Genomic DNA, 14,559 nt, shown 5'->3' with positions numbered 1-14,559 from the left:
CAAAAAAGTTTGCAAGGTTAACGACAACGCAGGTGCGAGTTTGCTTTTGATTTTTCTAGCAGGCCGAAGGCCGTCCTCGGAGCGGAGCGTTCTAGAACCTTCTTTGAATTACTTCTATGAAGTCTTCAAAATCACTTAAATGATGCTTGATAACATGAATTACAATGTCAAGGTTTAACTCTTGATAGTCGTGTACCGCTATGTTTCTTAGGCCCACCATTTTTTTTAGATTATCAGCTAATTCTTCGTTCAGTACATTATTTTGTGCTAACAAGGTTAAGCTATCTCGGCTGCTTTGCGGTATACCGTATTGATGTTGGCGGTTTAAATGATTTGCTATATCAATGCAAGCTTGACAACTACGTTGCAGGTTTAGTATCACACTGTCTTGCAGTGTAAAATCTTGCTTAAATGCAGTGCCATCACCGTACACATCATTAATACGCTTTAGACAGCGTTTGATCGTGGCTATTTTATTGATGAGAATATCATTCATTGGTTGTTCTCTTATTGCTATGCGCCACGTTATTAGAAGTGAAATCAGCTAATATCATGCTTCTTTCCGCTTGTAGGTGTTGGTACATGGACATGGTTTTAACCGTAAAATAATTGTCTTCATTCTGGCTTCCCCATAGCAATTTCCCCTGAGTAATAACTTGTTGGCACAATACGGTTGATGCGGTATTTAAATCAATTAAATCGACATCGATATTGAGTTCACATGCTAATGTTTGAGCAAGTTGCCAACGGTTAAGGTTATCTAGTGCCTTAGCAGGCAATATAGCAATATCTAAATCGCTTTTAGCATGTTGCTCGCCACTAGCGAAGGAACCAAATAAATAGATAAGTTTTACATCTGGGACTTTAGCGAGAATGGAGTCAATCAAAAATGTTTTATTTAAATTAAACATAATTATAAAAAAGCCCATGTGACTTTATGGTTTTACTCAGTTGAGTGTACCACAGTGGGTTAAAGCTAAGAAGTTAAAGCCAACCAAGCTAAGACGGTACAAGCAAAGGCGCTAAAGCGGAATAGCCTGCGGCCTAACGATTACGGAACGTTCGCAGGCTCACTCACGGAACGCTGCGCTGACGGTTAGGGCTAAGAAGGTCCTAGGTTCTTCCTTTTACTGACCCATTCCTCTAATGCTGAGAATGCATTTGGCGTATTCTTTCCCCAAAATAGCTCGGTTACTGCTTGATAGCTGTTTATATCGTTCTTTATATCGTTAATAGCGCAATCTTCATCACGACCACGATTATCTCTCATTTTATGTTTCTGCTTGGCGATAGACTCTGGTACAAGTTGCGCCAATAGTTCTTTAAAGTTTGTACATTTAGGTGCGAACTCTGGCAGCTTTGCTGCGTAGTCGTACATATCGCGGCAATCTTGTTGGTAATGTTGTTCGTCAAAGCGGTAGAAGCATATTGGTGTGTTTAACGGTAGTGCATCAATAAACAGTGATGAGTAATCGGTGATGAGTAGCTCAACCTGTTGTAAGAAGCCATATACATCTTCAAAGTGTGAAATATTAATAATATTGGCGTATTCAGTTAGCTCGTCAGCCAAGCTTGCTTCGTTTGGATGTAGCCGGAGTAGAAACAGTTGGTTATTGGCAACTAAGTGATTCGATAACTGTTGCCAATCAAAAGCACTGTTGTATGGATTATCCTGTTTGTGGCTATCTCTCCATGAAGGAACATATAAAATGATGTTCGGCTGAGTTGCTTGTTCGGAGGCGTCATGGATGTTCGGCTTTATTTTTTCTTGCTTGTTTGAGCTAAAAATTTCATCTAGCAGTTGGCGCTTGCTTGTGTAAAGCGCGTAGTAATCCGTTCTTGGGTTTGTTGCTCGTATTAACTCAGCCCCATTAGTTATAGAGCTATCAGCAGTATGAGTATTAGAGCCTTCAACTAAATAATGCTTCGAGTCGTTAAGTCTAAATGCGCTACTAAACAGAGAGTCGATAAGCACACTTGGGCTGAGCATTAAATCAGGTGTTATGCGTTGCTGGTGGGCAAATAGCCATTGCTTACACAGTGCCTTTTTGCCTTTAGGATTAAAGACTGCCGCCATTGGGCCGTTATTAATATCAAACTCTATTTTCTTGAGTGGTAAACCATGCCACAAGTTTACTTTAATGGCACCACCAGCCAACCACTGGTTAATATCGCCAATATAACTATTATAGAAGTAGTACTTCGCCGTTAGCGCATGAAACATACCTAGTACTGACCATCTATAGTAAGCTTCATGACCTAACTCTGAGCATTGATGGATCACTTTTCTATTACCGCTTATCCAAATGCTGCGAATAAACTGATTTTGCTGCCAGTGTAAATACAAGTATTTGCTGTTATCACTAAAACTGTCTTTGTAGCTACCAAATACCGCTTTATTTGGATTTCTGGGCAGTACACTCACTAAGGTATAAATTAGCTTTCTTATTATTGCTTTTAGCCAAACCTTTAGCGTGTTCAATATTATTTCCCTTCTTTTCTTATTGGCATCTTTGTGCTGGCTGGGCCTTTATTACCACGTGGTTTTTCTGCTAAATTATTTTTGATTTCAGTGGTAGATATTTCACCGGTTCTATCTAAGTATACAACTTCACACAAGATCCCCAGTTCGTCAAATTCGCCTTTCCAATCGTTACCCATACCAAAGATACTGACGTCATGGCGACATATATCTTTTGCTTTTTGGTTCCAGCTATTCTCTGGTATCACCATGTCGACATATTGGCAGGCTTCTACAATTTCACTGCGTTGTAGGTAACTAAAAAAAGCCGCTTTGCCTTTTTTTGCATTAAATTCATCAGTCGATACCGCGACAATCAACTTGTCACCTAAAGCTCTTAGACGCTTAAATAGACGCACATGGCCGTAATGAAATAGATCAAATGTTCCGTAAGTGATAATTGTTTTCATGGCGTTAGTCCTTATAGTGACAGTCGATAATTTTTCTATATTGAAAAGTCGATTTAACCTAAAGTGGCCTTGCTGTGAGCTTTATTTCTATTATGTGATTGGGATAATTTAAACAGTTTTAACAATTTGGCTTTGGTCTTAAGTTGTGCGAATTCAGCTTCAATTAACATCTGCTCTTCATGTGTTATATCGTTATTTGAGTGCAACTGTATTGGTCCGTACAAGCCAAGTTCTTTGTTTGCAGTCAGGTTTTGCTCTGAGTATTTTTCTGTTGTTTCATCGTTCTGATAAGGTTTATTAAACGGGCTGCAACCTACGAGGTTTAGTTTGCCTGTAATGACTAAAATCAATTGCGGTAAACGACTTAAAAACAATGAGCCAACGTTCCAGCGCCAAGTGTTGAACTTTTGATTATTAATGGTGACTTGTTGATGAAACAGGGGCTTATGACTTGAGCTAAAAATAGCGCTCACAATCAATATGGGACTTAGCATTAGACTCGCTGAAAACAGTAAGCTAGCTGTTAACCGTTCAAAGACCGATACGTTAGAGCCTTTGTCATTAATTGCGATAGAGTTCTCGTGACTCTGATTGCTTGCAATTAAGCATTGGTCATTGATTTCGATATATCCACCAGAATCTGGTGTTATAAGTAATGACTGGCAAACTATGGCATTGCTGACATTAAGATCTTGCCCAACATAGCTACCATCTAAAATAATGCAGTTATTTAGCGTACATTTCTTATCAATTAGGCAGCTGTTACCAACGATGACGTTTTGCTGCATATTAACGGATTCGTCAATTTGACTATTGTCGCCAATGACTCCCCATGCATTTTGAGTTCTTAATTGACCCGTTTTAGTTTTTACGCCGACATAGAAACCATTAGCTGCAGTTGCGCTACTGATATATCGACCTTTTGGCGCAGACCCAATGACTTTTGCCATTGCCATTGACTGGTTTGCTTGCATGTAGTCGCTTAAGCTATCTAGCATAAAACAATCACCGTGGAGCACCTGGGTCACGTAATCACCCTCTAACTGTTCTATTAAATTTTCAGTGTTAGCTAGTGGCCAATTCAGTGTTTCAGTATGTGCTCTAGCAGCTGGCAACATTAATAGCCCTGCATTTTGATTGTTGATTTTGGCTATAACAAAGCTATTTGGCATTTGCTCACTAAATCGTACAAACGACTTAATGCATGGGCTTCGAAGCATGTCTGCTCGGGCGAGCAATATCGATTGCGTTTTATCAAGTTGTAAGCGAGGAATGACTTTTGATGCGTCTTCCTGATCTCGGCTCAAAAAATAGTCAATCTCTAATCCCCAGCGCTCACCATTGCCAATTGCAGCTTTTAGCTCATGAATCTGGGATGACACGATAAGCTTTACCTGCTTAACCCCCGTATTTGCAAGATCTTCCAGAGTGTATTCAATAACGTTTTTATTGCTAACAGGCAGCAAAGCAGGGCAGTAAAACTGATTAAGTGGCATCAGCTCATTACCATTGCGATTTGCAAAAATGATTGCTTGCATAGGATGCTCCTTAATATGCGCCGCGGGCAAAAACAACCGCTGGTATGGTTTTTAACAGTAACCAGATGTCAGCAATCAGAGATTGCTGATAGATGTACTCAATATCGAGTTCTACTTGCTGTTCAAAAGGAATCGTTGAGCGACCTGAAACTTGCCAAATACAGGTAATTCCCGGCTTTACGGCTAAACGATTACGATGATGAGTACTGTATTGCTCAACCTCCGAGGTTAAGGCTGGGCGGGGACCGACTAATGACATATCGCCTCTTAGTACATTCCATAGCTGAGGTAGCTCATCAATTGAGGCTTTACGAATGAAGCGTCCAATGTTGGTTATTCTGGGGTCAGACTTCATTTTGAAGGTGACTCCGTCTGCCATTTCGTTGCACTCTTGCAGTTGAGTCAGCCTATGTTCTGCATCTATGTACATTGAGCGGAATTTCCACATATTAAATGGACGGTTATGCAGTCCAGCACGAGGCTGTTTAAATAAAACGGGTCCGCTAGAGGTCACTTTTATTAATAGTGCAGTCATTAAAAATACCGGCAGAAGAAGTGCTAATAACAACGCTGATACCATGATATCGAAGCAACGCTTAACGGTACGGCTAAGCCTTAGATTGAGGTCAAATAGGGCCCGACGAGCATTTGCTCTTGTGCCATCAAAGGCTGGGGCCGTTACGGCTCGCCTAGCTGCTTTTTCGTATTGCTTCTTCAGCTTTATTTTTTGCAGAGCTTCACTGGCTTCGCTTTGCGCTGACATGGACGGCGAGCGCTCACTCATTGTTAAACTATCTTTAGTTGATAGCTGCTTTAACTGACGGTTTTCACGCCATACTCTGTATAGAAAAGCTGGACTACCAATTATATAGCGTTGCCACATTCGAGTTGGCTCTTGTAATAACCGATATGTCCACTCTAGACCCATCTGCCTTAGCCATAAGGGAGCGCGTTTTACTCGCTCAGCATAAAAGTCAAACAATCCACCAACACCAATACCGACTTTGCAGTTAAGTTTTGCTTTATTCTCAGCCAACCACATTTCTTGTTTTGGTGCGCCCATTGCGACTAATAAAATATCTGCTTCGGAGTGATTAATCGCGTCAATGACTTGTGAGTTTTCTATGCTATTAGCTTCAGTATTAAAGTAGCCGCTATGACAACCAACAATTTTGAGTTGAGGGTAACGCTGCTGCATATTTTTTGCGGCAATACTGGCTACATTACTTTGCCCGCCAAGCATATAAATTGATAATTGTTGTTCTGCTGCTAGCTGGCAAAGGCGAGGAAACATGTCTGTGCCGTTGAGGTTGTCGAGTAGCGCTTGGTTTTTGCTTAAGCAAGCTACTCTAACCCCTATACCATCGGCAAAGACGCGTTGGCTTTGCTGTAAACACTGACGATAGTTTTCATTAGCCGTACTGATATTTAGGCAGTCGGCATTAACAAAAGCGTATTGCTGCATAGCACCTTTGAAGGCGGTACTCTGCTTAGGTACGTTTTTACCATTGCTGTTACAACTAAAAAGAATTTCCTCTAAAAGTTGCGTCATTGTCCAATTATTTAGCGTGATGCCAAAGACTGCGATAGTGGCACAATGTTTTGGGTGAGATTTGAAAAAAAGTTTAAATAATGCGTTTAGAGTCATAATCCTAACTAGCGCTAATAGGTAGCGGGCTAGGTTGCTGTGGGCTCGATTTATTGCTTGGTTACTATCTTCAAATGTGAGCCCTGTAAGGCTATTTAACTGCGCTATTGATAGGATCCCTGGTTTAACCTGTGAAACCATTTTGGCTCGTTTTTGAGGATAACTCTGTTGTTCAGTTGATGGTGTTATTGCCGATTCTGTGATGATGGAAAACCTAAATTGGTTACCGACTATATGGATGTCACCCGTAATTAAATTGATGATAGTAGGAAGTTTTTTGAACCAGCCATTATAGCTAAACTGATACAGCGAAATGACTTGTTTATTGACACCTTTGATATACACGCACTCAATAACAGGACCAGCTGTAAAAGCACTCCTAAGGCAAGCAAATAACATAAACGGACTTGCAACCACCATTAGCAATAAGCCACAAATAAGCTCAAAACTACGAATAGTTAAACGAGATTGCGTTACGTACGCTGCAGAGTTTTTCATATTCTCACCTTAGAGTTAATGAGCAGGCAGTTGATATATGTAATGTTATTTACAACTTTGCATATATCAGGCCATTTTTTAAGTTGCTGTTTTAAATGGGATAAAATGTTATTCTTAAAGCATGGAGCGATGGGGAAGGTGATATTTGCAACTTGCAAAGCAGGCTGCAAATAATCAACCCAGAGATCAGCTGGAGGTTAAACTAACGTTTGTGCTTCGAGACTAGCCTCTATTTTTCCTGTTTGAGTTATGAATTGAGCTCAGTATTGGAGGTTCCAGTTAACTCATGTTGCAGTACGCGTTGACTGACACCATCTTTGCTTATTTTGGCAATTTGAATTCTGCCCAGTGCTGCTTGGGCTAATCTTTCAACGGTATTGTAAATTGCAAAGGGCAGTAACATTAATAGGTATGCCGCTGCCATGGTTGATAACGTACGCGCAGTTTCTTGCAGGATAATCCCTGGAGCTGTGAGGATCGCTCTATTAAGGTACTTCACCGCTTGTTTACCATTTTTGTTACGTATTGCTTGACGCGCTATATAGCGTAATTGAAATGCTCTGGCTTTATTTTCATGCTGTAAGAGCAGCTTCGGTGCATAGCTTCTCACCTTATCTATCATTTTTTCCCATGACGCATATTGCTTGCTAATGTCGGCTGATAGCCCTTGTTCATTTAGGCGATAAAAGGTTAACGGTGCAGGGAGACCTTCTATTTTCCAGTGGGTAGTTGTGACAATTCTGACCCAGCACTCAATATCTTCTGATTGACGAAATTCTTCATCAAAATAGCAAAGATGCGCTTCTTTGCTATGTGCCCCAAAGTATTGGATATCACTTAAGGTTTCGCGGCGGATCACCGGTGCAGAGCCATTGCCGACCGGGTTGCGACATAGCAGATCACTAGGCATGATATTGGTAAGTTGTGGCATTTGGTAAAAAGGCGTTTTTTTACCATCAAAGTCGATAAATAACGAGCGACTAAAACTTATTCCAACCTCGGGGGCATTATCTAAATGCTTAACATGCTCGGTTAATTTATCAGGATGCCACATGTCATCTGAATCAATAAAAGCGATATATCGACCAATAGCGTTACGGATCCCGGTGTTACGCGCTGCCGACAGACCTTGGTTATGTTGGTGACTAATAATTTTAACTCTAGGGTCAGTAAACTGCTTACAAATATCTAAACTGTTATCCGGAGAGCAATCGTTAATGAGCAGTAGCTCAAAGTCGCTAAAGCTTTGTGTTAGCACAGATTCTATAGCTTGCTGTACAAATGCTTCAACGTTATAGATTGGCATTACAACGGAAACAATTGCTGGATAGCTATTTTGCTTATCATTGTCGAAGTTTGAGTTGATTATCATATTTTGTCTCCGTCTAATGCTAATTGGCTTAGAGTTCGCTATTGCTTACTTAGGCTTGGCAGTATTGGTGCCTTGCAAGTTTAAAGAGGCTATTGATGTTGATTCACCTTGATTAGATAATTTTAAATACAGTGTGAGGCTAGGCATCATCAATAGATGAACAAGCAGTATTCCAAACGCTACAGCCTCGAGCCCAAAGTGACTCGAAATAGCAATTGTCAGTGCAAGAATAAGAGTAAATGCCGCATTACAAATTAGATTGAATCGGGTTTTACCAACACTTATAAGGTACTGGCTTGCAGCTTCGCCAAGCGGTCTTACAAATCCACTTAAACAAAGCAAAATAAATACAGGTAATGCACCGGCATCGAGCCATTTTTGGCCGTAGACTAAAGGTACATATAGGGGGGCGAGTAGACTTTGCAATCCAATGATCGGTACAGTTAATAGCATGATGAACTTCAATGAATCAAAGTACTTCTGCTGTTTTGAGACAAAATGTTGCTTTGGATTAGACTGCGTTGGGCCTTTGGGCTGCTGTTGGCATAAGTGGGAATATAAGGCCGTGCCATAGCTTTGTACCAAGCCAAGGCTGATCCCTAGGCTTGCATTAAAGGCAAAGAAGTAAATGCCTAGTGCTTCAATCCCCAAAAAGTAACCCACTAAGATGTAATCAATATTTTGTCTAAGTGCGATAGCTAAATCACCAAAGCCCACCTGCAAACCAAAGGTAAGCATTGCCTGTGCTTGAGTTGATAATATTTTAGATAGAAGTCCCATGGGGATTGCTAGTTGTGGGTTATCTGCCGCTTTATCGCTTATTTGACTATTTGTCTTATTATTCGCTTTATCATGAGCCATTGGTGTTGATTGTGGCGATGAAGCCTCGGGCAGAGGATTGCGGTATTTATGAACCCCAATCCAAATAAATACCACAATAACCTTGGGCAAAATAATTGCCCAGATCCCCAGCCCGAGTAACGCAAATGATGCAGTTAACACTCCATCAAAAAAGGTTTGCCACAGCACTGCGCGGCCAACAACACGCATTTTATTGGCGCGTAGGTTAATTGCTGCGTAGAGCATGCCTAACGGCAGGAGTAAATAGCTTGTTGCCATAAGTATCATAGGTGGAATTAGCTGCATGTCATCAAAATAGATGGCAAGCGGCCAGCTGAGTAAGCTCATGGCAACGAAGGCGGTTATTGCCGCAAACCAATTGACCTGGTTTGCGGCATTTAAAGACTGTTTCAGCTCTGAATCATTCATTTTTATTAATGCTGCTGAGGAGATCCTGCGAGTTGGCGTACAGATAATTTCAAAGCTAGCGAGAATAATGGCGACCTGCCCAAATACTTCAGGCGTGAGCAGTCGGGCGATAATAATACTTGAGCCAAGGCGTACAATGCGCCCCAGCACTTGAGCTGACCCAAGCCAAAAAAGACTTTTACCCAATGCGGTACTGAAAGCCGCGGTTAGCGCGTTATGATATAGCGATAAGCTTTGCATATGGCACGCCCTCCTGTGTTTATGGGTAAGAATAAAATGCTTTTTATATTTAGGGTGTACAGAGGTAATACAGGGTTTATGCCAAGTTTTACTATTTAATTGAAATAATTTTATTTTCATTAAAAACATATGATTAAAATATCTTTTCTAGCGTTTTGTGTTTTTGATAATGTGATAAAAGCCTCTTTGCAAATTAGCGTCGCAAAATGCAAATCACCTCTGAAGTAAAAGTTAACGCATTAGAAAGTGTTTTGTGATGTGATTAATGAGAGAGCTTAGTGGTTTTTGGGAAAAGCAGCCTTGAGAGTAAGGCTAAGGCTTTAATCGTTAGTAGAGTGAATAAAACGTCTTTTGCTCATAGTTGTTGCTAAGAGTTGTATTTGGTAGATGTGTAATTAACATCCGATATGTGGATCTATTTAAAATATATGGGCGAATGAACCGACTTTGATATTGTGTTCGTAGCAGTCTTTATATCGTTAAATGATAATCCTTGTGCTTGCTATATCACCTATTACAGGCTCATTTTGGGCGTGATTAGCGCGTTCTTTATGAGCAATACCTATGATGATAAGGCCTGGCCAAAACAGGTAAGCTAAGATCTCTAAATTTTCTCCAAAGGTATAAAGAAATAGCTGTAATAAGATGGCAACGGCAACTGCTGATAACTTAGAGCTAAAGATATGCCCGAGTAAACTCAATAGGCTTATTAACATCGGGATCGCTAATGCTAAGGCACCAACTATACCTTTTACGAATAGTAAACCGTACCAAGTATGGTGAGAGCCAATTGGCATATACTCAACTAAATGTGGCCCTCGTTCGACTATGCCATGCCCCCAAAACACAGCTTCATTTGCCCATCGCTCAATAGCGATATTGGCTAGTTCTTGACGTACTCGAGTTGAACCTGCTCGTGCACTTTTAAAAGCTTCAACACTCTGTTGTAGCTTTTCAATCACCTCAATACCGAATACGCCAAACAATAATAATATTGGGCTGGCAATAAGGTATATCCATGGACTGCGGTAAAAACGAATAAACAAAAAGAAGCCAGCTACTAATAGATAACACACTAGTGCTAACCGTGATTGCGAGATTAAAACCATAGATAGACTGCCCGTAATACCATAGAACTTGTAGCGAGCTGATTGTTCTTGAGTGGCGAAAATGAAAAATAGATTTGCCACCATGCCGAGAGCTGGTGCCCAAGGCGTGAATAAGCGCCAACGGGGCAAGCCACTGGCTGGATCAATTTCATATAAACTAACACTGAAAAACTCAGGTCCTGGGCCTCCAATAATGCTAAGTGGTGAAGTATATAAAGTACTTGGTAGGCTGACAGCCCAAGCAAGGATAAAGAGCGGCAGCAAAAAAAGTGTATGTTTGCAGACAATGCAGCAGGCACGATAAATAAGGTGTGGGCGGATATTAAGTGATCCTAACAAAGGAAAAATAGCGAGCAGTGCCCAGCCTTTGGCCCAGCCAATGCTGGACTTAATTAGTTTAGCGAGACCTAGCTCATAAGTTAGGTGGCCAATAATAAGGGCCAACAGCATTACCACCATAGCGATTAACCAAGTCGTTTGTGCACGACTGATAGGATAAATCGTTTTATCGACTAAGCGACGTTTGAACATTTTAAGTAAAAGGATCCAAGCGATCACTGGCGCCACAACATACATAGCGCCCAATAACCAAAATGCATAGGTGCCAGTAATTGCACGCCAAACGATTACTTCGTCAGAATTTTCTGGAGTATAGGTTTGCGGATCCATAGCATTCCCATCCCTGCAATTAGTGAAATCGAAGCGAATACGCCGCCAACCAAAGCGAGTAAAACAAGAAGATTATCAGGCTCTTCAGCTAAACTTGGCGCGGCCATCAGTTGTAGTAGAGGGTAGGCTGCATAGATGTCAGCTTTACCTATATCCATTTTGGCTAGGGCAGAGGTAAATACGGCCGTAGCGACTTGGTGTTCACGCTGCAAGTCTTCGAGTTTTGCTGCATCGTCATTACTATCTGTAAAGCGATGATCCCAATCATGAATTTGTTTTGAAAGGGTATCGATTTGATGCCTTAAACCTTCAGCTTCTGTATTAAGCGTTAATAATTGCTGCATAAGCTGTGCTCTGCCATCTAAATCATCGGCCGATAGCATCAGCATTAAGCGTTTATCTGTATAGCCAAGCAAGACTTTACATCTTTTGCTAAGCGCCCGCAGAATCGATGTTTGCTCATCGCGGTAAGTGACAACTTTAGGATGACGTTGGCCAAAGCGGCTGCGATATTCAGCAAGAGATGCTGTTACTCGGGTATAACTAATCAACAGCTGTTGAAATAGCTGATCATTTTTTAATGTAAGTAGTCCTGCTGCTTGTTTCGGTGTCAGTGAAAGGTGTATTTCCAGCATCTTTTGACTAGCCTTGACCCCTTGTAGCTCTGACACCAAGTTGACTTTGCTGTGTCTTAATCTTTCCATCGTCAAAGCCAATTCTTTAAATTGATCGAGTGATACCAAACCATGTTCAGATTGAAATTTAAGTAGCTTTTCTTGAGTATGGTTTACTTTGTTGGCAAAGCTCGCCATGCCTACGCGAATGGCATCTTCTCGCTGCTCTATTTCATCACTTCTAAGAGCGGACAGAATGGCTTGTAGGCTGTGATAATGGGCCCAGGCTTTTTGCTGCGCAGCTTTAGCTGAATTAGCTTTAATGCTGAACTGCATTATTCCTGTTTGACTTGGTAATTTAAGTTTTGGTGTACCAAACTCTCCGGCCGTTAACGCTAAGGTTTCAGCTGCGGCATTAATTAACGATTTACTTGTACCAATAGATTTGTAATTCACTCTAGGATCAATTGCGCTGCTAGCATAAGGTGAATTAGTAGAGCTGTTGGCTTGTCCAACACTATCTAAAGACACGTGAGCACCTGCACCCGCACCGGGTAAAATAAGAGTCCATTGGCTTACATAACGGCTTGGGCTTAGTAATACGAATAGCAGGACAAATGCCCACAATAATACTAGTAACCAAAGAGTTGAACGCACGTAAGTTCGCCTTCTTTGTTTTACGCTAACTTGGCTACCATTGATAAAATAGCGTTGAAGCCAAAGCAGTGGTCTATAGGCGTGTATTGATTTCATTATCGCCTCTCCCTATTTGCTTAAAGCAGCTCTAGTAATGTGGCTGGAACTAATACTTCGGTAATTGAGCGGGCAATTTCACGAATATTAGTGACGCGAGAGTCATAACAAGCAATACCATCACCAGGCATTAAAATAGGATTCATGCCGGTTTCCCATGAATGCCTAATGAGTTCATCCATTGAACGCTCAATAACATCTACTTGGGCAGTTAGAGGGTTCTTAGTTATCAGCAGTAAATGCCTGCTAGCATTGGTAGATTGTGCACCACCCACACAGTTGGCAGCGATTGCGCCGTTAAGTAAACGAGTACCATAAGGAAATCGTGTTGCATCAGTGTCGACCGCAGATTGCGAGTTACTGCTGGCTGGCTGGGTTAAGTTGGATAGAAAGACTCTAATACCTGGAGCGGTAATTTGAGATGGGCGTGCCAGCGCATCATCAAAGTAGTCATGTTGAGGGACATGAATATGATCGCCTGACATTAAAGTCATACTAGGTACAGGAAAACCGTGGATCACACCTGAAAGATCTAATGTAAAGCTATGTTGGTCACGGATAACCATAATCTCTTTAATGTTAGCATCGGGGCGGACGCCGCCAGATGCACGCAGCGCGGCTGCAATGCTTCTTTTTGACGCTTGATCACCGCTATGATCGCCATCATCATCGATGATCTCTAGATCTGATTTTTTATTGATTTGGTGTTGACCAGGTTCAAATACTCCACCGGATACCGTGATTTGAACTGGGGCCCACTTCAATGGGGTAATACTCAAGCGCACACTATTTCTCAACATAAATTGTTCATCGACTAAATGCTGCTTTATCTTGATAGAAAGGGCTTGCACATCAAGGCCTTTAGCATGAATTGGCGCTAGATAGGGTAAATAGATATAGCCATCGTTATTGATTTCAACACTGCCGCTAAACTCTTCTCCATTTAACACTTTAACATTAAGTCTATCTCCCACAGATAAACGAATATTTTGTGGAAGGTGCAAAGCTTGCTGCGACTGTCCAGCGTACATTAAGTATGTGTTACCCATTGCATTAGTTAGTGGTGTCGAAGTCTGTTTATTATGATTCGCTTTACTGCGCAGATAAGGAGTGTCACTGTCGTAAAAGTGGCATAGGGTCATGTCGTTATTATCTTCATCACAAATCGCTTTTTGTTCCGGTGCATGTGGTGTCACGCAAGCCGATAATAATGGTGCGATTATTACGAGCATTAATGCGGCGATTATTAACGAATGCGCATTATGACTATTTGAACTTATTAGGATGCTTTGATTGGGGTTCATAGCGTTATCCTCTCTTTATATACCGACATTGTTTAAACTAAGGTTTAAAGCATTGCTGGCTCAACGTTTGATTCATTGCAGATATATTCAATGGCGGCATTTTCATCTTCGTAAATAGCAAAAATTTGGTGTAAGCGAGTGAGTTCTATCAAGGATCTCACTCCTGCTGTTGGTGATAGCAACACGATGTCACCATCAATTTGTTCAATACGTTTGAGTGCTGAAATGAGTACTGAAAGACCACTTGAGTCGATGTATTCCACTTGGCTTAAATCGATGATTAGCTGACTCATTCCTGCGTTAATTTGTTGCAATATGGCGGCCCTAAGAGTCGGAGTTTGTGTCATCACAACTTCTGTTGGTAGAGTGATTTTACATGCGTTGTTTTGTGCTAATTGCGAGAAGGTCATATTATTGTCCTTAAAAATGCTCGATGCATTTTGCTTATCAGGTCTATTAACCATGTGTCATATCTGATTGTTATATTGATGGTTGCAATAACAAGGCCAATATTTATCTTGTTGTATTTGTTTGCTTTATTGTTTGTTTTTGGATTTGTTCTTGTTGAGTTCTTAATTTGCAAAGCAAAATGCTGAGAGAAGAGAGAAGAGAGA

At 41.1% G+C, this 14,559-nt stretch carries 12 protein-coding genes; all 12 read right to left on the bottom strand.

Annotated features, from left to right (window positions below):
- Nucleotides 1-91: 91 nt before the first annotated feature.
- The 12 genes from hepT to AB4298_RS20615 all read right to left on the bottom strand — a co-directional run bounded on the left by hepT (nt 92) and on the right by AB4298_RS20615 (nt 14,355).
- Nucleotides 92-496: a type VII toxin-antitoxin system HepT family RNase toxin gene (gene hepT / locus AB4298_RS20670; protein WP_371988248.1), complete on the bottom strand. Its 405-nt coding sequence runs from the start codon at nt 494-496 to the stop codon at nt 92-94.
- Complete coding sequence (gene mntA, locus AB4298_RS20665; protein ID WP_371988247.1) at nt 489-911, bottom strand: type VII toxin-antitoxin system MntA family adenylyltransferase antitoxin; 423 nt, start codon at nt 909-911, stop codon at nt 489-491. The genes hepT and mntA overlap by 8 nt, the downstream gene beginning before the upstream one ends.
- A 191-nt stretch (nt 912-1,102) precedes the next feature.
- A complete protein-coding gene (locus AB4298_RS20660; protein ID WP_371988246.1) occupies nt 1,103-2,482 on the bottom strand; it encodes a CDP-glycerol glycerophosphotransferase family protein in 1,380 nt (459 codons plus the stop codon).
- A gap of 2 nt (nt 2,483-2,484) precedes the next feature.
- Nucleotides 2,485-2,931, bottom strand: coding sequence for an adenylyltransferase/cytidyltransferase family protein (locus AB4298_RS20655; RefSeq protein ID WP_371988244.1), 447 nt, complete (start codon nt 2,929-2,931; stop codon nt 2,485-2,487).
- Nucleotides 2,932-2,984: 53 nt separating this feature from the next.
- Nucleotides 2,985-4,469, bottom strand: a complete 1,485-nt coding sequence (locus AB4298_RS20650; RefSeq protein ID WP_371988243.1) for a sugar phosphate nucleotidyltransferase — start codon at nt 4,467-4,469, stop codon at nt 2,985-2,987.
- Between the two features lie 10 nt (nt 4,470-4,479).
- Complete coding sequence (locus AB4298_RS20645) at nt 4,480-6,615, bottom strand: exopolysaccharide biosynthesis polyprenyl glycosylphosphotransferase (protein ID WP_371988242.1); 2,136 nt, start codon at nt 6,613-6,615, stop codon at nt 4,480-4,482.
- A 247-nt stretch (nt 6,616-6,862) separates the two neighbouring features.
- Entirely contained in the window at nt 6,863-7,987 is a 1,125-nt protein-coding gene (locus AB4298_RS20640; RefSeq protein WP_371988241.1) for a glycosyltransferase family 2 protein, read from the bottom strand.
- Nucleotides 7,988-8,032: 45 nt separating this feature from the next.
- Entirely contained in the window at nt 8,033-9,496 is a 1,464-nt protein-coding gene (locus tag AB4298_RS20635; RefSeq protein WP_371988239.1) for an oligosaccharide flippase family protein, read from the bottom strand.
- Between the two features lie 479 nt (nt 9,497-9,975).
- On the bottom strand, nt 9,976-11,274 hold the full coding sequence (locus tag AB4298_RS20630; RefSeq protein ID WP_371988238.1) for an O-antigen ligase family protein: 1,299 nt from the start codon (nt 11,272-11,274) through the stop codon (nt 9,976-9,978).
- Nucleotides 11,232-12,641, bottom strand: a complete 1,410-nt coding sequence (locus tag AB4298_RS20625) for a GumC domain-containing protein (protein WP_371988237.1) — start codon at nt 12,639-12,641, stop codon at nt 11,232-11,234. The genes AB4298_RS20630 and AB4298_RS20625 overlap by 43 nt, the downstream gene beginning before the upstream one ends.
- A gap of 20 nt (nt 12,642-12,661) precedes the next feature.
- Nucleotides 12,662-13,945, bottom strand: a complete 1,284-nt coding sequence (locus AB4298_RS20620; protein ID WP_371988236.1) for a polysaccharide biosynthesis/export family protein — start codon at nt 13,943-13,945, stop codon at nt 12,662-12,664.
- Between the two features lie 44 nt (nt 13,946-13,989).
- A complete protein-coding gene (locus AB4298_RS20615) occupies nt 13,990-14,355 on the bottom strand; it encodes an STAS domain-containing protein (protein WP_371988234.1) in 366 nt (121 codons plus the stop codon).
- Nucleotides 14,356-14,559: the final 204 nt, after the last annotated feature.

Origin of the sequence: Shewanella sp. 10N.261.52.F9, from assembly GCF_041471165.1 — a bacterium.
GTDB lineage: Bacteria > Pseudomonadota > Gammaproteobacteria > Enterobacterales > Shewanellaceae > Shewanella > Shewanella marinintestina.
This window is presented reverse-complemented; position numbering and strand designations above follow the sequence as displayed.

Coding starts and splice junctions, on each gene's coding strand:
- hepT (WP_371988248.1), bottom strand. CDS start 496: ATGAATGATATTCTCATCAATAAAATAGCCACGATCAAACGCTGTCTA.
- mntA (WP_371988247.1), bottom strand. CDS start 911: ATGTTTAATTTAAATAAAACATTTTTGATTGACTCCATTCTCGCTAAA.
- AB4298_RS20655 (WP_371988244.1), bottom strand. CDS start 2,931: ATGAAAACAATTATCACTTACGGAACATTTGATCTATTTCATTACGGC.
- AB4298_RS20650 (WP_371988243.1), bottom strand. CDS start 4,469: ATGCAAGCAATCATTTTTGCAAATCGCAATGGTAATGAGCTGATGCCA.
- AB4298_RS20645 (WP_371988242.1), bottom strand. CDS start 6,615: ATGAAAAACTCTGCAGCGTACGTAACGCAATCTCGTTTAACTATTCGT.
- AB4298_RS20640 (WP_371988241.1), bottom strand. CDS start 7,987: ATGATAATCAACTCAAACTTCGACAATGATAAGCAAAATAGCTATCCA.
- AB4298_RS20635 (WP_371988239.1), bottom strand. CDS start 9,496: ATGCAAAGCTTATCGCTATATCATAACGCGCTAACCGCGGCTTTCAGT.
- AB4298_RS20630 (WP_371988238.1), bottom strand. CDS start 11,274: ATGGATCCGCAAACCTATACTCCAGAAAATTCTGACGAAGTAATCGTT.
- AB4298_RS20625 (WP_371988237.1), bottom strand. CDS start 12,641: ATGAAATCAATACACGCCTATAGACCACTGCTTTGGCTTCAACGCTAT.
- AB4298_RS20620 (WP_371988236.1), bottom strand. CDS start 13,945: ATGAACCCCAATCAAAGCATCCTAATAAGTTCAAATAGTCATAATGCG.
- AB4298_RS20615 (WP_371988234.1), bottom strand. CDS start 14,355: ATGACCTTCTCGCAATTAGCACAAAACAACGCATGTAAAATCACTCTA.